Annotated in this window: 13 protein-coding genes and 2 riboswitches; of the genes, 12 read left to right on the top strand and 1 reads right to left on the bottom strand. The window is 36.4% G+C overall.

What is annotated here, in order from left to right; genetic code table 11:
• Positions 1 to 88: 88 nt before the first annotated feature.
• Positions 89 to 210, top strand: a riboswitch (SAM riboswitch).
• Between the two features lie 118 nt (positions 211 to 328).
• The 3 genes from RM706_RS00880 to RM706_RS00870 all read left to right on the top strand — a co-directional run bounded on the left by RM706_RS00880 (position 329) and on the right by RM706_RS00870 (position 6,255).
• Complete coding sequence (locus RM706_RS00880) at positions 329 to 1,621, top strand: O-acetylhomoserine aminocarboxypropyltransferase/cysteine synthase family protein (RefSeq protein WP_311349132.1); 1,293 nt, start codon at positions 329 to 331, stop codon at positions 1,619 to 1,621.
• Between the two features lie 81 nt (positions 1,622 to 1,702).
• On the top strand, positions 1,703 to 5,089 hold the full coding sequence (gene thrA / locus RM706_RS00875; RefSeq protein ID WP_311349131.1) for a bifunctional aspartate kinase/homoserine dehydrogenase I: 3,387 nt from the start codon (positions 1,703 to 1,705) through the stop codon (positions 5,087 to 5,089).
• Positions 5,089 to 6,255 (top strand): trans-sulfuration enzyme family protein, encoded by a 1,167-nt coding sequence (locus tag RM706_RS00870; protein ID WP_311349130.1) that lies wholly within the window; start codon positions 5,089 to 5,091, stop codon positions 6,253 to 6,255. Before thrA ends, RM706_RS00870 begins: the two co-directional genes overlap by 1 nt.
• Before the next feature lie 13 nt (positions 6,256 to 6,268).
• On the opposite strand, the gene RM706_RS00865 is transcribed toward RM706_RS00870, so the two are convergent.
• On the bottom strand, positions 6,269 to 7,195 hold the full coding sequence (locus RM706_RS00865; protein WP_311349129.1) for a sugar phosphate isomerase/epimerase family protein: 927 nt from the start codon (positions 7,193 to 7,195) through the stop codon (positions 6,269 to 6,271).
• Positions 7,196 to 7,532: 337 nt separating this feature from the next.
• On the opposite strand from RM706_RS00865, the gene RM706_RS00860 reads away from it, so the two are divergent.
• From RM706_RS00860 to metH, 9 genes are all read left to right on the top strand, one after another.
• Positions 7,533 to 7,943, top strand: a complete 411-nt coding sequence (locus RM706_RS00860; protein WP_311349128.1) for an RrF2 family transcriptional regulator — start codon at positions 7,533 to 7,535, stop codon at positions 7,941 to 7,943.
• Positions 7,944 to 8,109: 166 nt separating this feature from the next.
• A complete protein-coding gene (locus tag RM706_RS00855; protein WP_311349127.1) occupies positions 8,110 to 8,733 on the top strand; it encodes a phosphoadenosine phosphosulfate reductase domain-containing protein in 624 nt (207 codons plus the stop codon).
• 66 nt (positions 8,734 to 8,799) lie between these two features.
• Positions 8,800 to 10,890, top strand: a complete 2,091-nt coding sequence (locus RM706_RS00850; RefSeq protein WP_311349126.1) for a HEPN domain-containing protein — start codon at positions 8,800 to 8,802, stop codon at positions 10,888 to 10,890.
• Positions 10,883 to 11,641, top strand: a complete 759-nt coding sequence (gene cobA / locus RM706_RS00845; RefSeq protein WP_311349125.1) for a uroporphyrinogen-III C-methyltransferase — start codon at positions 10,883 to 10,885, stop codon at positions 11,639 to 11,641. Before RM706_RS00850 ends, cobA begins: the two co-directional genes overlap by 8 nt.
• Positions 11,642 to 11,653: 12 nt before the next feature.
• The gene (locus RM706_RS00840) at positions 11,654 to 12,715 is read left to right on the top strand and encodes an NAD(P)/FAD-dependent oxidoreductase (protein ID WP_311349124.1); all 1,062 of its coding nucleotides are present in this window, start codon (positions 11,654 to 11,656) and stop codon (positions 12,713 to 12,715) included.
• Positions 12,716 to 12,817: 102 nt separating this feature from the next.
• Positions 12,818 to 14,311: a TolB family protein gene (locus RM706_RS00835; RefSeq protein ID WP_311349123.1), complete on the top strand. Its 1,494-nt coding sequence runs from the start codon at positions 12,818 to 12,820 to the stop codon at positions 14,309 to 14,311.
• 84 nt (positions 14,312 to 14,395) lie between these two features.
• Positions 14,396 to 14,503, top strand: a riboswitch (SAM riboswitch).
• A 66-nt stretch (positions 14,504 to 14,569) separates the two neighbouring features.
• The gene (locus RM706_RS00830; protein ID WP_311349122.1) at positions 14,570 to 15,574 is read left to right on the top strand and encodes a homocysteine S-methyltransferase family protein; all 1,005 of its coding nucleotides are present in this window, start codon (positions 14,570 to 14,572) and stop codon (positions 15,572 to 15,574) included.
• Complete coding sequence (locus tag RM706_RS00825; protein ID WP_311349121.1) at positions 15,571 to 15,852, top strand: antibiotic biosynthesis monooxygenase family protein; 282 nt, start codon at positions 15,571 to 15,573, stop codon at positions 15,850 to 15,852. The genes RM706_RS00830 and RM706_RS00825 overlap by 4 nt, the downstream gene beginning before the upstream one ends.
• Entirely contained in the window at positions 15,852 to 18,539 is a 2,688-nt protein-coding gene (gene metH, locus RM706_RS00820) for a methionine synthase (RefSeq protein WP_311349120.1), read from the top strand. The genes RM706_RS00825 and metH overlap by 1 nt, the downstream gene beginning before the upstream one ends.
• Position 18,540: the final 1 nt, after the last annotated feature.

Genomic DNA, 18,540 nt, shown 5'->3' with positions numbered 1-18,540 from the left:
TAGGTTTTTGTGAAATTTTCTAAAATCATTAGGATATTAAATTTTTCTGACGTTATATTTGTGCTTACAAGTTCAAACACGTATTGAATAGTTATCAAGAAAGGTGGAGGGATTAGACCCTTTGAAGCCTTAGCAACCCTTAGCTCACTCTGATGCCTATCAGATGATTTAAGAAGGTGCTAAATTCTACCCTTAGGGGAAGGATAACAGTCGTCGAAATTATTTTCGGAACACTTTCTTATAACTTTTTGATTTTACCTAACCGCTATCGGGCGAGCAGGGTTTGGCTTTTTTAATCGGTTTATAAATTAATTAAAAAACAAAAATCATGAGTAATCAAAAATTAGCAACAAATGCATTGCATGCTGGGCATGACACAACACAAACTGGGGGGACAAGAGCAGTGCCAATTTATCAATCTACCTCCTATGTTTTTAATGATACAGACCATGCGGCTAATCTATTTTCGTTGGCAGAACTTGGCTTTATTTACACTCGTTTAAACAATCCAACTAATCAAATATTGCAAGATAGACTTGCAGCTATCGAAGGTGGTGTGGGAGCGGTTGTATTTGCCTCAGGTACAGCAGCAATTTCAACTGGACTGTTAACCCTATTAAAAGCTGGTGACCATATTGTTGCATCAAGCAGTTTGTATGGAGGCACTTTTAATTTACTGAATGTTACCTTACCAAGATTGGGCATCACTACTACTTTTGTAGATGCTTCTGATCCAACAAATTTTGGAGCAGCTGTTCAAGAAAACACCAGAGCAATTTTTGTAGAGTCCTTAGGAAATCCAAAATTGGATGTATTGGATTTAAAAGGAATTTCTAAAGAAGCAAAGGCTGCTAAAATTCCTTTTATTGTTGACAATACAGTTGCCACGCCTGGGTTGTTGAATCCAATCGAGCATGGGGCGAATTTGGTTATTCACTCCTTAACAAAATACATTAACGGTAATGGTACGGCCTTAGGCGGTGCAATTATTGATGCAGGTACCTTTGATTGGACCAATGGGAAATTTCCAGAGTTTACGGAGCCTTCTGCAGGATACCATGGTTTGGTATATAGCGAAGCACTTGGAGCAGCTGCTTTTACATTTAAATTGATTTTGGAGGGACTGCGTGATTTTGGTGGTGCTATCAGTCCATTTAATGCATTTCAAATTATTCAAGGTTTAGAAACCTTATCGGTTAGAATTAAGCAGCATAGTGAAAATGCATTGGCCTTGGCTGAATGGTTACAAAATAAGGAAGAGGTAGCATGGGTAAATTACCCGGGTTTAAAAGGAAATAAATATTACGAACTAGCGCAAGAATATTTACCTAAAGGACAAAGCGGTTTAGTGACATTTGGTGTAAAAGGTGGCTTTGAAGCAGCTAAAAAACTCACTGATGCTACTAAAGTATTCTCTTTATTGGCCAATATTGGTGATACGAAATCCTTGATTATTCATCCATCTAGTACAACGCATCAACAATTGACAGAAGGACAACAAGAAAGTGCAGGGGTTTCTCAAGATTTAATTCGACTTTCGGTTGGTTTAGAAGATATTAATGACCTCAAAGCAGATTTGGAACAAGCTTTTGCAGCAGTTGATAGTCCAGTTGTAGCTTAAAAATAATATGCATCCCCTCCCCTTGATCAAGGGGAGGTGTTTCCTTTAGCAAGAGAAGAGATTGGAACTTAACAACTAAGAATGCTTCAAAAACTTGAAATAAAAGATTTTGTCACTTTAAACGGTCACAAACAAGATATTCAATTATCATATGAGCTGTTTGGGCAACCTTTGCTTTCCGCACCTATTGTTTTGGTTAATCATGCCCTAACAGGAAATTCAAGTGTAGCTGGCGAAAATGGCTGGTGGTCAGATATTATTGGCGATGGTAAATGTATTGATACTAAAAGTTACACCATTCTGGCTTTTAATATTCCTGGAAATGGCTATGACGGCTTTACGATTAAGAATTATAAAGATTTTGTTGCGGGTGATGTTGCTCGAATTTTTCTGCAAGGCTTGCAACAGCTAGAGATTTCTAAGTTGTTTGCTATAATAGGTGGTTCTTTAGGGGGAGGAATTGCTTGGGAAATGGTAGCCTTAGATCCTCAAATTGCAGAGCATTTAATTCCAGTTGCCTCTGATTGGAAATCCACTGATTGGTTAATTGCCAATTGCCAGATTCAGGAACAGATTCTTATAAATTCTAGAGAACCCGTTCATGATGCAAGAATGCATGCCATGTTGTGCTATAGAACCCCTGAATCCTTTAAAGAGCGTTTTCAGCGTGGTACAAATGAAGAGCTACAAGTTTTTAATGTGGAGAGTTGGTTGTTGCATCATGGCAAAAAATTACAAGAACGTTTTCAGCTTTCGGCTTATAAGTTGATGAATCAATTGCTTAAGACCATTGATATTTCGAGAAATGGAACTAATGCGTTTCAGGCTATTCAAAATAGTAACACAAAGGTGCATATCATAGGTGTTAATTCAGATTTGTTTTTTACCGCTGAAGAAAACAAAGAAACTTATAAGCAATTGGCGCAAGCCAATAGCAATGTAACCTATGGTGAGGTTGAATCCGTTCATGGACATGATGCTTTTTTGATGGAATTTCAACAGCTAGAAAGATTATTGAAAGGTGTATTTAAGAAAGAAGAAGCACAAAAAGGACTTAAAATCTTAAAATTTGGCGGGAAGTCGTTGAGCAATGGTGCAGGCTTAGAACGCGTACTCCAAATCATTGGCGAATACCATAATGATAAAGAAAATATAGCAGTAGTTTTATCGGCAAGACAAAATGCAACGGATACTTTAGAAGATTTGCTCCAAAATGCATCACAAGGTATTTTGGATAGAAATGCATTGAACGATTTTGAACAGTATCAAAAGTCGGGTCTACCAACCATTGATTATTCGAAGGAATTTGAACAGCTATCAAAACGATTAGAAGGTGTTTCCTTGATAGGAGATTATAGTTTAAAAACAAAAGATGAGGTACTCTCCGTTGGGGAACTAATTTCTTGCAGGTTAGTGGTTTCTCTTTTGAAAGAGCGTGGAATTAATGCCGTACTTATTGATGCGCGTGAACTGTTACAAACAGATAGCGAATTTGGAAATGCCCAAATTAATGAGACAGTTTCTAAAACAAAAGTTTTGAAGCGATTTTCGCAGTTAGAACCCGGCAGTGTACCTATAATTACAGGTTTCATAGCATCTAATGAAAAAGGAGAAACAACGACCTTAGGAAGAAATGGAAGCAATTACACTGCTGCCCTTTTTGCCAATTATTTAGATGCCGCTGAGGTGTTAAACTATACTAATGTTGATGGCATTTTTACTGCAAACCCTGATTATGTCAATCAAGCTCACATTATTGAAAACCTTTCTTATGCTGAGGCTAATGAACTGGCTAATTTTGGAGCAAAGGTGTTACATGCAAAGACTATAATTCCCTTAATTGAGAAGAACATTCCACTTCGAATTTTAAACACTTTTAATCCAGATTCAAAAGGAACCTTAATCAGTTCAAAAACTAAGAAAGAGGGTATAAAGTCACTTTCGGTCATTGAAAATGTGGCTTTGATTAATCTTGAAGGTAGGGGGTTGCTCGGAAAAGTTGGGGTTGACGCTAGAATTTTTACAACGCTAGGGAGACATCATATTAACGTAAGCATTATTTCTCAAGGTTCTTCAGAAAGAGGAATAGGTTTAGTTGTAGATGAGCAGCTGGCTGTACAAGCAAAAGCTGCTCTAGATATTGAGTTTGCTACAGATTATTCGGCCAAAGACGTGAATACCATTACTATTAAAAATGATATTTCGGTTATTTCCATTGTGGGGCAAGATTTAAGCACGTTTCATCAACCATACAATGCGCTGATTAAAAATGGGATTGTTCCGCTTTTATTTAATAATACCATTTCTGGAAAGAATATTAGTCTGGTCGTTCAAAACTCGTTTTTGCATAAGGCTTTAAATGTCATGCACGGACAAATCTTTGGGGTAAGTAAACGAATTAATTTAACCATATTTGGTCATGGAACTGTTGGGGGTACTTTGATTGAGCAGATTTTAGCTTCTCATGAAAAAATTCAGCAAAGAAAGGGGTTGGATTTAAGGATATTTTCGGTTGCTAATTCTAAAAAAGTGATTCTTAATGCCCAAGGGGTAAAGTCCAATTGGAAAACCACTCTTGAGCATCATGGAATTTCATATGGGTTAAATGATGTTATTCAATTTGCCCAAGACCATCATTTAGAGAATTTAATTGCTATTGATAATACAGCAAGCACCGATTTTGTAAACAACTATTTTGATTTAATTTCTGCAGGGTTCGATTTGGTCTCGTCAAATAAAATAGCCAATACCTTAGACTTTGATTATTATCAATTAGTGCGAGAAAGTTTGAAGAAAAACCAAAAACAATATTTATATGAGACCAATGTTGGCGCTGGACTACCTTTGATTGACACGATAAAATTATTGCACCTTTCTGGTGAAAATATCACACAAATTAAAGGTGTGTTTTCTGGTTCGTTAAGCTATATTTTCAACACGTATTCTGAAACTGATCAATCTTTTTCAGAGGTTTTAAAAGAGGCTATGGATAATGGTTATACAGAACCAGACCCTCGGGAAGACTTATCCGGGAATGATGTAGCTCGTAAATTATTGATTTTGGCAAGGGAATTGGAACTTAAAAATGAGTTTTCCGACGTAACTGTTGATGATTTAATTCCGGAAGGACTTCAGAACGTTAGTCTGACTGCGTTTTTACAAAGCGCTAAAATTATAGATGAAAAGTTCGTTGCCATTAAAGAGAATCAGAAACCAAATCATGTATTGAGGTATGTTGGAGATTTGCATGGTGATTTACAAAAAGACAAAGGCATTTTAGATGTAAAGTTAATTTCAGTGCCAAAGGCCAGTGCATTAGGACAAATTAGTGGTGCGGATTCAATAATTGAGATTTACACAGAATCTTATGGGGAGAACCCAATCATAATTCAAGGCGCGGGAGCAGGAGCGGCAGTAACCGCAAGAGGTGTTTTTGGAGATGTTTTAAGAATAGCTGAAAAATTATAATGAGCAAAAGAAATTTTGAGACGGAGGCCATTAGGACTCAGATGGAAAGAACCCAATTTTTAGAGCATTCTAGCCCACTGTATTTAACATCAAGCTTTGTTTTTGATGACGCAGAAGATATGCGCGCTTCATTTGCTGAAGAGAAGGAGCGGAATATCTATTCGCGGTATTCCAATCCTAATTCCAATGAATTTGTAGACAAAGTCTGTAAAATGGAAGGTGCTGAAGCAGGATTTGCTTTTGCTTCTGGTATGGCCGCGGTGTTTTCAACTTTGGCAGCTTTACTGGAGAGTGGCGACCACATTCTTTCTGCAGGAAAAATTTTTGGTTCAACACATTCGCTTTTCAATAATTATTTCCCAAAGTGGGATATCTCACATAGCTATTTTGAGATTGATGATTTTGATTCCATTGATAGGTTGGTCACTGCTACTACCAAATTAATTTATGCTGAATCACCAACGAATCCGGGAGTTGACATTTTAGATTTAGAAGAACTTGGTAAGATTGCAAAACGACATAATTTAATATTAGTAATTGATAATTGCTTTGCTTCGCCGTACTTACAGCGACCTATCAAGTTTGGAGCTGATTTGGTCATTCATTCTGGCACCAAACTTATGGATGGTCAAGGTCGAGTTTTAGCAGGCATTACGGTTGGCAATGTAGAATTGATAGATAAAATTTATCGCTTTTCGAGAATAACGGGTCCGGCATTATCTCCTTTCAATGCCTGGGTGCTTTCTAAAAGTCTAGAAACATTGGCGATTCGAGTAGATAGACATTGTGAAAATGCTTTAAAGGTTGCACAATTTCTTGAAGGCCATGAAAAGACAAATTGGGTTAAATATCCGTTCTTGAAATCGCATCCAAAATATGAAGTTGCCAAGAAACAAATGAAAGCCGGCGGTTGTGTAGTGGCTTTTGAAATAAATGGAGGGCTAGAAGCAGGGCGTAACTTTTTTGACAAAATTCAACTGTTATCCCTATCGGCAAATCTTGGAGACTCTCGAAGTATTGTTACACATCCAGCATCTACAACACACAGCAAATTAACCCAAAAAGAACGATTGATATCAAATATTAGTGATGGTCTCATACGTATTTCGGTTGGATTGGAGCATGCTGATGATATTATTCTAGATATCCAACAAGCACTGGTTTAAGTTTTTTGGATTATTAATCGAATCCAATAGTTTTAAGGGCATCATGACTAACTTGTATGGCTTCTAAAGGCTCCATGGTAAAGGTCATATCTTGTTCAACCATATAATATTTCATTCCCGACTTTTCTTTTGAAGCTAAAATTTTAGCAAAATCAATGGTCCCTTTGCCTACTGGTGCAAACTTGCCTTGTTCATTCATATCTTTTACATGCCATATTTTAAAACGTCCAGGATATTTTTCAAAATATGCAATTGGATCCGCCCCAGCTTTAGTTACCCAGAATAAGTCCATTTGAAAATTTACATATTTTGGGTCGCAGTTTTCCAATAAATAAACGATAGGTACAATTCCCTCTTCATCCTCAACAAACTCAAAATCATGATTATGATAAAGCAACTTAAGTTCCGCATCAGATGCTTTTTTTCCTAATTTATTAAGAATATTAGCCAAGTTTTCTGCTCCACCAGACATACTCATAGTATTAGTTGTGTTATCGTAATTAAACAATCCCATTGGGGGAATAGGTACCACAAAATATTCAAACCCAGCAGCTTTTGCTGCAGCCATTTCAATTTCTGCATTTTCTAGGGTAACACTACTTTGATGTGTACTAATTGGAGTCAAATTCAACTCTTGTAAGTACATTTTAAAATCTTCTGGGGTCATATCATAGTATTTACCTTCTTTATATCCAGCCGCCTCTATGTTTTGGTAACCAATTTCAGCAACAGCTTTTAAAGTAGATTTCACATCTTCATCCATGGCATCGCGAACGGTGTAAAGAGCTAATCCGCCTAATTGAGAATCATTTTGTGTTTTGGTATTTTCCTTGACGTCTATTAAATCCTCTTTTGTACTTGATTTACTTTCCCTGTTTTTACAAGATATTGCAGAAATAATCAGAAGTGATGCTAATAAAAAGAATCTTAAAAGTTTCATGTCAGCTGTAATTGTTTAAAAGGTTGTCTATTTCTTCTTGTCTTGTAAGTTAGGATAATATTAATATCCTAGCAAAATTAACTCAGGTCTAGTTCACGCGATAGAGTTGAGCAATTAATTACAATTGAAATGAGTGGTATTCCATAATTTTTTTGCTGGTCTTTAAATCAAATGTTTTTAGTTTATCCTTATTAAAAGGCTGTTGATAAAGTCTTTTTCCTTTAGTACGATAAAGGGTATTGGTCAAAGCCCCTCAACATTTTAGTTAGTAATTCTCCAAAACAATTCAAATTATTGAATTAATAAAGTAAAGCATGTTTTTACTTATCTTAGCTTTATGCTCTCTAAAAAGACGAAATACGGACTTAAGGCCCTTACCTTCTTGGCTTCTCAGCCAGATAGAGACCCTATTCAAATTGCCGAGGTCGCTAGACATGAAAACATATCCCAAAAGTTTTTAGAGAGTATTTTATTGACACTACGCCGCAATGGTTTTTTAGGTTCTAAAAAAGGAAAAGGTGGAGGATACTACCTTATCAAAGCACCCAAGGATATTCAAATGACCTCAGTAATGCGAGTTTTAGAGGGGCCAATTGCTATGGTACCTTGTGTAAGTCTTAATTTTTACGAAAAGTGTGATGATTGCCCTGAAGAAGGGGAGTGCTCTGTTAATAAACTAATGCTTAAGGTACGAGATGCTAATTTAGAGGTTTATCGGAATACCACTCTAGAAGACCTTATTTCATAATTCTCACCAATTTTGTATTTGCAATTTCTTAAGTTTTCAATATTACTTTTAATAATCTACTAAAACTATAGGTTTTATTGAATTTTAATTCAATTTTAGCTTTTCTAACTGGATTTTTGTTTTATGTTTGTAATTCCTATTAAATCTATAGGATAAATTAAAATAGATGTTGACAGATAAACAAATTTCAAGTTTTAATAAACAGTTCAGAGGAATACCTCCTGAAGAGATAATAGCTTGGGCCGTAAATCTTTCTAAGCAAAGAATAGTAACTACAAGTTTTGGTAAATATTCAGCGGTATTGCTAAGCACATTCCAAAGAATTGACCCTATGGTTAATGTTATCTGGTGTGATACTGGTTTTAATCTTCCAGAAACCTATGATCACGCACAATATTTGATAGAGAAATACAATCTTAATCTATATACTTATGTCCCAAAAGAGACTAGGGCCTCTACTGAACACCGTTTAGGTTTTCCTACTGCTGATGAGCCAGGTCACAAAGAGTTTTCTGAAATTGTAAAATTAGAACCATTTAGACGAGCACTTTTAGAACATCAACCTGAGGTTTGGTTCACAAACATTAGAGTTAGGCAAACCGCATTGAGAAGTTCAAAGGATATTTTAAGTTTAAGCAATGAGGGTATTTTAAAGGTAAGTCCTTTTTACTATTGGACAGATGATGATTTAGATGCTTATTTAGAAGCTTATGAACTCCCTAAAAATAGTACTTATTTCGACCCTGTCAAGGCTCTCGAAAGCAGAGAATGTGGAATCCATTTAGAATAGCTTCTTATGAAGTATTTTTGGATGTTAATTAATATTAATCTATAAAATTAATAGGATAAATAGGTTATGCAAAGTTTTAGAACAGAAATAGAAAACCCAGTTGTTGAGAAAGACATTCTTGATCTTGAAAAAAGAATTCGCCAATTCAAAGAAGGTAATGTAGATGAAGAAAAGTTTCGAAGTTTAAGGCTAGCCCGAGGGGTTTATGGTCAAAGACAACAGGGAGTTCAGATGATTCGTATCAAATTGCCTTACGGAAAAGTAACTTCTAAGCAACTTCATCGTATCTGTGATGTTTCAGATGAATATTCAACGGGGCGTTTACATATTACTACTAGACAGGACATACAAATTCATTATGTGGATTTGGAACGAACTCCTGAGCTTTGGGCACAACTAGAAAAGGATGAGGTTACTCTCAGAGAGGCATGTGGTAATACTGTTAGGAATGTTACTGCTAGTGAAACAGCAGGTATAGACCTAAACGAGCCTTTTGATGTTTCACCATATGCTCAAGCAGTTTTTGAATATTTTTTACGGAATCCTATTGGTCAAGAAATGGGGCGTAAATTCAAGGTTTCCTTTTCCGCTACCGATGCAGATACTGGTTTATCTTATATGCATGATTTGGGTTTCATTGCCAAAATTGTAAATGAAGAAAGAGGTTTTAAAGTTATGCTTGCCGGCGGGCTTGGTTCTCAACCTAGACATGCAGATGTACTTTACGAATTTATTTCTGCGGATAAAATTATTCCTTTAATGGAAGGAGTGATTCGTGTTTTTGACCGCTATGGTGAACGAAAGAGTCGCGCAAAAGCGAGGATGAAATTCTTATTGAAAGATTTAGGCCTAGAAGGTTTTAAAAGTCTACTTGAACAGGAGCAAGATGCTATTCCTAATAAAATATACCCAATTAATCATGAATTTTACCCCAAAGCTCAAGTAAGAGAAATTGAAGCTCCAGAAGTTTTTATAAACAACCAACATGAGTTTGACCAATGGAAGGCGAGCAATGTAATTCGTCAAAAGCAAAACGGCTTTGTTGCGATTGGCATTAAAGTGCTTTTAGGCGATTTTTATACTGATAAAGCAAGACTTTTAGCAGATTTAGTTGATAAGTACGCCGCCGCAGAAGTTAGATTATCATTAAGACAGAATATTTTGATTCCACATGTGAAAGAGGAATTGATTCCTTTTTTCTATGAGCAATTAAGCAAATTGGGGTTTGCTGAAGCTGGTTACAATAAAGCATTGGATATTACCGCTTGCCCAGGTACGGATACTTGTAATTTGGGTATTGCCAGTAGTACTGGAATAGCAAAAGAATTAGAGAAAGTAATTAATGCAGAGTATCCACAATACATCAATAATTCAGATGTAGTGATTAAGATTAGCGGTTGTATGAATGCCTGTGGGCAGCACAATATGGCACATATCGGCTTTCAAGGCATGTCTATACGGACAAAAGATAAATTGGTGGCCCCAGCTCTTCAAGTGCTTTTAGGAGGAGGGAATTTTGGAAATGGAAAAGCAAGATTTGCTGATAAAGTAATAAAAATTCCTAGTAAAAGGGGACCTCAGGCATTACGATTGATTTTAGATGATTATGAGGTAAATGGCAATGGGGTGAAGTTTGAAGATTACTACTGGGAAAAAGGAGAACACTATTTCTATACTCTTTTAAAACCACTTGCAGATATTGAAAATTTAACTCAAGATGATTTCATCGATTGGGGTAATTCAGAAAAGTATAAAAAAGAGATCGGTATTGGCGAATGTGCAGGAGTTATAGTTGATTTGGTCGCTACTTTATTTTTGGAAAGTCAAGAGAAAATTGAAAATGCACAACAAGAATTATCAAATCATAAATGGGCCTCAAGTATTTATTATTCATATCAATCAATTGTGAATTCGGCAAAAGCACTACTCACCGCTGAGAAAATAAAAACCAATACACATGCAAGCATCATAAAGGATTTTGATAGACTATTTGTTGCAAATAAGAAAATAGATTTCCATGGTTCTTTTGAAAAATTAACACTGCAATTAAATAAAAATGAGCCCTCTGAAGGTTTTGCAAAATCATATTTAAATGATGCCAAAGTGGTATTAGAACAATTAGAAACCTTTAGAAAATTAGAGTTGCAATATGTATAGTGAAGGAAGACTTACAGTTGTTGGAGCAGGTCCGGGTGATGTAGACTTAATTACGCTAAAAGGGATTAAAGTCTTACAAGATGCTGATGTGGTGCTATATGATGCTTTGGTAAACAAGGAATTGTTAGATTTTTCCAAAAACGCAGAATTAATATTTGTTGGAAAGAGAAAAGGTTGTTATCGTTATCAACAAGAACAAATTAATGAACTTATTGTTCAACGAGGGCAGCTAGGTAAACATGTGGTTCGTTTAAAAGGAGGAGATCCTTTTGTATTTGGCCGAGGCGCTGAAGAAATGGAATTTGCGTCAAAGAATGGATTAGAGGTTGCAATTGTTCCAGGTATTTCTTCTTCGCTTGCGGTTCCAGCATATCAAAATATTCCAGTAACCAAAAGAGGGTCGGCCGAAAGCTTTTGGGTAATTACCGGAACTACAAAAGAACATAAATTATCTAAAGATGTTGCTTTGGCGGCAAAATCTTCGGCGACGGTGGTCATTTTGATGGGGATGTCAAAATTAGAAGAGATTATGACCCAATTTAAAAGTGAGGGAAAGTCGGAAACACCTGTTGCCATAATTCAGGATGGCACCACTAAAAGAGAAAAAATTGGAATTGGCACTGTTGCTTCGATTGAATCCAAGGCAAGGGAGCGACAGCTGTCCAATCCTGCTATTATTGTTATTGGAGAAGTAGTGGCGAATCGACAAAAAATGATTGAAGTGGCTAGAAAAGTTGTTGAAAAACTATAAAGAAGAGTAGAAATGATAAAAACAGATATATTAATAATTGGTGCAGGGCCAACAGGCTTATTCACCGTTTTTGAAGCCGGGTTATTAAAATTAAAATGCCATTTGATTGATGCATTACCACAACCAGGAGGGCAATGCTCAGAAATTTATCCTAAAAAGCCTATTTATGATATTCCGGCGTATCCTGAAATTTTAGCAGGAGATCTGGTTGATAGGTTATTAGAACAAATAAAACCATTTGAAGCTGGGTATACTTTAGGTGAAAGAGCCGAAGAATTAGAGAAACAAGAAGATGGCAGTTTTATTGTTACTACCAATAAGGGAACAAAACATCATGCTTCTGTAGTAGTAATTGCAGGTGGTTTGGGTTCTTTTGAACCCCGTAAGCCTCAATTGGAGAATATTTCAAAATATGAAGATAACGGGGTTTCTTATATTATAAAAGACCCAGAAGTATACCGCAATAAAAAAGTGGTTATAGCTGGTGGTGGAGATTCAGCTTTGGATTGGTCAATTTATCTGGCGGACGTTGCTTCAGAGGTTTCTTTGGTACATCGAAGAAATGAGTTTAGAGGTGCTCTTGATTCTGTAGAGAAAGCATCTGAACTTGCTAAACTAGGGAAGATAAAATTATTTACTGAGGCTCAAGTGGCAGAATTACATGGAGAAAATGACTTGAGTGGTGTCGTTATTAAGCACAATGATGATTCTAAAGAAAACGCCTATTTAGAAGTTGACAGTTTCATTCCTTTATTTGGGCTCTCCCCAAAATTGGGGCCATTAGGTAATTGGGGCCTAGAGATCCAAAAGAATGCGATTAAAGTCAATAATGCAAAAGATTATCAGACCAATATTCCAGGTGTGTTTGCTATTGGTGATGTAAATACCTACGAGGGTAAATTAAAACTGATTTTATCTGGCTTTCATGAGGCTGCTGTAATGTGTCAGTATGCATATCAAATCATAAACCCAAATAAACGGTTTGTGATGAAATATACCACTGTCGGAGGTGTTGAAGGCTTTGATGGAAGTAAAAAAGAAGCTAAAAAAGAAGTCGTGCAAAGTATTTTATAAATAGTTAAACTTAAACCAAGAAAAGCTTTTCATCTAATTGATTGAAAGGCTTTTTTTGTTTAACTTCAAAACCCCCACCTAAATAATGTAAGTAACTAAACCATGAGAAAGCGGATATTTTTTATTTTAATGGCAATGTTTGAATTTAATAATATCAGAGCGCAAGCAATAGGTGTATTTGAAAATCACACGGATATAGGTGCTGTTAAACATCAAGGGACAGCGATTTATGATGAAAGTTTACAATCGTATACGCTTAGTGGTTCTGGTAAAAATATGTGGTTTGGTCAAGATGAGCTACATTATGTCTATACCTCAATTCAAGGCGACTTTATTGTCCGTGCCCGTGTCGAATTTTTAGGAGCTGGAACTGACCCTCATCGAAAAGTAGGATGGACCGTTCGGAACAATTTGCATTCTGATTCTCCTCATTTAAATACTACAGTCCACGGTGATGGGCTAACATCACTCCAATTTAGAAGGAAGAAAGGAGCAGATACTCAAGAAAAAATTTCAACCGATAAGGCGCCAGATGTTATTCAATTAGAAAGAAGGGGAAGCACCTATATTATGTCGACTGCAAGGTTTGGGGAACCTTTTACCAATGTTACATTAGATATTGATTTGCGAAATGAAGTATTTGTAGGGATTTATATATGCTCGCACAATCCTGATATAGTCGAAAAAGCAATTTACAAAAATGTACGTATTATAAGTCCGCCTAAAGTCGATTATGTCCCTTATGAAGATTATATAGGAAGTCGATTGGAGGTAATGGATATAGAAACTGGAAATCGTGAAATATTAATGACTTCCTCCCATAGTATACAAGCTCCGAATTGGACTCCGAATGGAAAGACCTTAATATATAATTCCAATGGTTTTTTATATAACTATGATTTAGAATCAAAAAAAGTGTCTATGCTAAATACAGGTTTTGCCAACAAAAATAATAACGATCATGTATTAAATGCAGATGGTAGTATGGTTGCTATCAGTCATCATAATGAAGAAGATGGTGGGGATTCCTCAATTTATTATTTGCCTATTTCAGGTTCGGATAACCCTATAAAAATTACTAAGGATGGCGTTGGCCCCTCTTATTTACATGGGTGGTCACCCAATGGTGAAAAAATGATTTTCACTGGCAATCGCAATGGTTCATATAACATTATTGAAATAGATAAAGAATCAGGAAAAGAGAGAGCGTTAACCAAAACAAAAGGCTTGGATGATGGATCGGAATATGCTACTGACGGAAAGAAGATTTATTTTAACTCCAATCGTACTGGTATTATGCAGATTTGGCGGATGGATAAAGATGGAAAAAACCAAAAACAGTTAACTTTTGATGAGTATAACGATTGGTTCCCGCATATATCACCTGACGGAGAGAATATGGTTTTTATTTCTTATGCTCCAGACATAGAATCAGATTCACATCCTTTTTATAAACACTGCCTACTTCGCATGATGCCTATTGAAGGGGGCGAGCCTAAAATAATTGGTTATATTTTTGGTGGCCAGGGAAGCATTAATGTTCCAAGTTGGTCACCGGACGGAAAGCGAATAGCTTTTGTTAGTAATTCGAACTAATCTATTTTAATTGTTGATAATCTAAAGTTTATTTGGTTTTAAAAATCTTGTGGCGTTTCTTTGTCCCCAGTTCATAAATAATTGAAGTTATCAAGAAAGGTGGAGGGAATAGACCCTTTGAAACCTTAGCAACCTTCCGTTCTTAACGGAGTTGGTGCTAAATTCTATCCTTTTTATAAGGGAAGATGACACAAAAGACATTTCGTCGTTGTATCCATTGATTTTCTTGATTTCTTCGTAAATAAGCATTTTAATTTTATGCTAAAGATTGAAGAAATACTTAAAGGTCGAATTTTAGTTTTGGATGGTGCTATGGGCACCATGCTTCAACGTTACAAGTTTACCGAAGAAGATTTTAGGGGAGACCGCTTTAAAGATTGGGAGCATCCATTACAAGGAAATAATGATTTGTTATCATTGACCCAACCTAAAGCATTAGCTGATATTCACCGACAATATTTTGCCGCTGGAGCTGATATTGTAGAGACCAATACATTTTCGGGTACGACCATTGCCATGGCAGATTACCATATGGAAGAATTAGTGTATGAGTTAAATTACGAATCTGCTAAAATTGCAAGGCAAGTGGCTGATGAATTTACCGCTCAAGAGCCAGATAAACCAAGATTTGTTGCTGGTAGTATTGGGCCAACCAATAAAATGGCAAGTATGTCACCTGATGTGAATGATCCAGGATTTAGAGCCGTATCTTTTAATGAATTGCGCATTGCTTACAAACAACAAGTTGAAGCCCTACTAGATGGTGGCGCAGATATTTTGTTGGTTGAAACCATTTTCGACACTTTAAATGCTAAAGCCGCATTATTTGCTATTGAAGAGGTTAAGGAAGAGCGTAATATTGATGTGCCTATTATGGTTAGTGGCACTATTACCGATGCCTCAGGTAGAACATTATCTGGTCAAACGGCTGAAGCATTTTTGATTTCAATTTCGCATATTCCAATCTTATCGGTTGGATTTAACTGTGCTTTAGGCGCCAAACAATTGGTACCGCATTTAGAGGTAATTTCTGCAAAATCTAATCATTTCACATCGGCCCATCCTAATGCCGGATTACCAAATGCTTTTGGAGAATATGATGAAACTCCAGAACAAATGGCAAATCAAATAAAAGAGTATGTCGAAAAAGGCTTGGTTAATATTATTGGGGGGTGTTGTGGCACTACCCCCGAACATATTACTGCAATTGCAGAGGTTGCAAAAGAATTTGAGCCTAGACATTTAAAACTAGTAAACTTATGATTTTAGAAGTTGCTGTTTTGCAGGTTAAAAAAGGGATGCAAAAAGAATTTGAACAAAATTTTAAAAAGGCCTCTCATATAATTTCTAGTACGCAAGGTTATGTGAGCCATCAATTAAAAAAGTGTGTTGAAAAAGAAAATCAATATATACTACTTGTAAATTGGAAAACCCTGGAAGACCATCAAATTGGTTTTCGAAAATCACTGGAATACCAAGAATGGAAAAAATTACTCCATCATTTTTATGAACCCTTTCCTGAGGTACTACACTATAGCTAATGATAGAACAAGAGCTAAAACATCTGAAACTCTCAGGCTTAGAGCCTTTAGTGATAACTCCAGAAGCCAATTTTGTTAATGTAGGAGAGCGCACCAATGTTGCTGGGTCAAAGAAGTTTCTGCGCCTGATTAAAGAAGAAAAATATGATGAAGGTTTAGAAGTTGCCAGACATCAAGTAGAAGGTGGTGCTCAAATCATCGATATAAACATGGACGATGGCTTGATCGATGGTAAAGAAGCTATGGTCAAGTTTCTTAATCTAGTGATAGCTGAACCCGATATTGCCCGCGTGCCTATTATGATTGATAGCTCAAAATGGGAAATTATTGAGGCTGGTTTACAAGTAGTTCAAGGAAAATGTGTGGTGAACTCCATTAGCCTTAAAGAGGGCGAAAAAGAGTTTATTCATCATGCAAAATTGATAAAACGTTATGGTGCCGCAGTAATTGTAATGGCTTTTGATGAGGTCGGTCAAGCTGATACTTATGAACGTCGTATTGAGATAGCAAAAAGGTCATATGAAATATTGGTGGACATAGTCCACTTTCCACCAGAGGATATCATTTTTGACCTTAACATTTTCCCGGTGGCAACGGGAATGGATGAGCATAAATTAAATGCCCTTGATTTTATTGAAGGTACTAGATGGGTACGTGAAAACCTGCCATATTGTAGTGTTAGTGGAGGTGTTAGTAATGTTTCTTTTTCCTTTAGAGGGAACAATCCCGTTCGTGAAGCCATGCACTCCGTTTTTTTATATCACGCCATCAATGCTGGTATGAACATGGGTATTGTGAACCCGGCAATGCTTGAGGTTTATGATGACATTCCAACTGATTTGTTAGAGCATGTTGAAGATGTTATTCTGAATAGAAGAGATGATGCTACGGAACGTTTGCTTGATTTTGCGGAAACGGTCGTAGGAACAGCCAAAGAAAGTACAGTTGATTTTTCTTGGCGAAAAGAACCTTTGCAAAACAGAATTACCCGAGCATTAGTAAAGGGACTGGACCAATATATTATTGAAGATATTGAAGAAGCCCGTCAAAAAGCTTCAAAGCCTTTAGAAGTCATCGAAGGGAATTTAATGACCGGAATGAACGTTGTTGGAGACTTGTTTGGGAGTGGAAAAATGTTTTTGCCCCAAGTGGTAAAATCTGCAAGGGTAATGAAAAAGGCAGTTGCCTATTTAGAACCTTTTATTGAAGAAGAGAAATTGAAGAACCCTCAGATTTCAGGTTCAAAAGGGGCCGGAAAGATTTTAATGGCAACTGTAAAAGGCGATGTGCATGATATAGGTAAAAACATTGTAAGTGTTGTGCTGGCATGTAACAACTATGAGATTGTTGACTTGGGTGTTATGGTGCCTCCAGAAAAGATCATAAATGCGGCTATTGAACATAATGTGGATATTATTGGTTTGAGCGGATTGATAACGCCTTCTCTTGATGAAATGGTCTTTTTAGCGAAAGAGATGCAACGGCAGAATTTTAAAGTACCCTTATTGATAGGCGGTGCTACAACCAGTAAGGCTCATACAGCAGTTAAAATAGACCCTCAATATAAAAGTGCCGTGGTTCACGTAAATGATGCCTCTAGAGCAGTTACCGTGGTTGGAGATTTATTAAAAAAAGAGAGTTCAAATACCTATAAGCAAAATTTGAAACTTGATTATGAAGAGTTTAGGGATAAGTTTTTAAAACGAACTAAGAAGAAGGAATATAAGCCCCTTAAATTGGCGCGTAACAACAAATTCCAAATAGATTGGAATACTACCAAAATTGTGGAGCCAAATGAACTAGGTATTCAAATTATTGAAGATTTAGAATTGGATAAATTGGTTCCATACATCGATTGGTCACCATTTTTTAGAAGTTGGGATTTGCATGGAAAATACCCTGATATTTTGAAAGATGAAATTGTCGGTGAACAAGCAACAGAACTTTATGCTGACGCAAAGTTAATGCTGAAAACCATTGTTACAGAAAAACAGTTGAAGGCAAAAGCCATTTTTGGCCTGTTTAAAGCAAATACAATTAATGATGATGATATTGAGGTTGATGGTGGTAGCTATGTCTTTAGAACACTTCGTCAGCAATTACAACGAAGGGAAGGAGTTGCTGATTATGCTTTGGCCGATTTTATTGCTCCAAAAGAAAGTGGTAAGCAAGATTATATAGGCGGCTTTTGTGTTACTACAGGTTTTGGTACAGCAGAATTGGCATCAAAATATGAACAAAAACTGGATGATTATAATGCAATTATGGTTAAAGCGTTGGCAGACCGTTTAGCGGAAGCATTTGCCGAATACTTGCACAAAGAAGTTAGAACAAAGCACTGGGGTTATGCAGTCAATGAAGATCTAACTAATGAAGATTTAATTAATGAATTCTATAAGGGTATTCGTCCAGCACCAGGTTACCCTGCTTGTCCAGATCATCTAGAAAAATTGGCCATTTGGGAACTACTACAAGTAGAGGAAAAAATCGGTGTAAAGTTAACTGAGAGTTTGGCTATGTGGCCTGCGGCGAGTGTGAGTGGCTATTATTTTGGTAATTCAGAGGCAAAATATTTTGGGTTAGGAAAAATTAAGCGAGATCAAATAGAAGATTTCGCAAAACGAAAAGGAATTGAGGTAAGTGAAGCTGAAAAATGGTTAGCACCTAATTTGGTTGATAGTGAATAGA

Source organism: Croceitalea rosinachiae (assembly GCF_031846445.1).
Taxonomy (GTDB): Bacteria; Bacteroidota; Bacteroidia; order Flavobacteriales; family Flavobacteriaceae; genus Croceitalea; species Croceitalea rosinachiae.
The sequence above is the reverse complement of the archived record's forward strand: the minus strand, read 5'-3'. Positions and strand labels throughout refer to the sequence as shown.

Excerpts from the sequence above, each read along its gene's own strand:
- RM706_RS00870 (WP_311349130.1), top strand. The coding sequence starts at position 5,089 with ATGAGCAAAAGAAATTTTGAGACGGAGGCCATTAGGACTCAGATGGAA.
- RM706_RS00835 (WP_311349123.1), top strand. The coding sequence starts at position 12,818 with ATGAGAAAGCGGATATTTTTTATTTTAATGGCAATGTTTGAATTTAAT.
- RM706_RS00850 (WP_311349126.1), top strand. The coding sequence starts at position 8,800 with ATGCAAAGTTTTAGAACAGAAATAGAAAACCCAGTTGTTGAGAAAGAC.
- metH (WP_311349120.1), top strand. The coding sequence starts at position 15,852 with ATGATAGAACAAGAGCTAAAACATCTGAAACTCTCAGGCTTAGAGCCT.
- cobA (WP_311349125.1), top strand. The coding sequence starts at position 10,883 with ATGTATAGTGAAGGAAGACTTACAGTTGTTGGAGCAGGTCCGGGTGAT.
- RM706_RS00830 (WP_311349122.1), top strand. The coding sequence starts at position 14,570 with ATGCTAAAGATTGAAGAAATACTTAAAGGTCGAATTTTAGTTTTGGAT.
- RM706_RS00860 (WP_311349128.1), top strand. The coding sequence starts at position 7,533 with ATGCTCTCTAAAAAGACGAAATACGGACTTAAGGCCCTTACCTTCTTG.
- RM706_RS00865 (WP_311349129.1), bottom strand. The coding sequence starts at position 7,195 with ATGAAACTTTTAAGATTCTTTTTATTAGCATCACTTCTGATTATTTCT.
- RM706_RS00825 (WP_311349121.1), top strand. The coding sequence starts at position 15,571 with ATGATTTTAGAAGTTGCTGTTTTGCAGGTTAAAAAAGGGATGCAAAAA.
- RM706_RS00855 (WP_311349127.1), top strand. The coding sequence starts at position 8,110 with ATGTTGACAGATAAACAAATTTCAAGTTTTAATAAACAGTTCAGAGGA.
- thrA (WP_311349131.1), top strand. The coding sequence starts at position 1,703 with ATGCTTCAAAAACTTGAAATAAAAGATTTTGTCACTTTAAACGGTCAC.
- RM706_RS00880 (WP_311349132.1), top strand. The coding sequence starts at position 329 with ATGAGTAATCAAAAATTAGCAACAAATGCATTGCATGCTGGGCATGAC.
- RM706_RS00840 (WP_311349124.1), top strand. The coding sequence starts at position 11,654 with ATGATAAAAACAGATATATTAATAATTGGTGCAGGGCCAACAGGCTTA.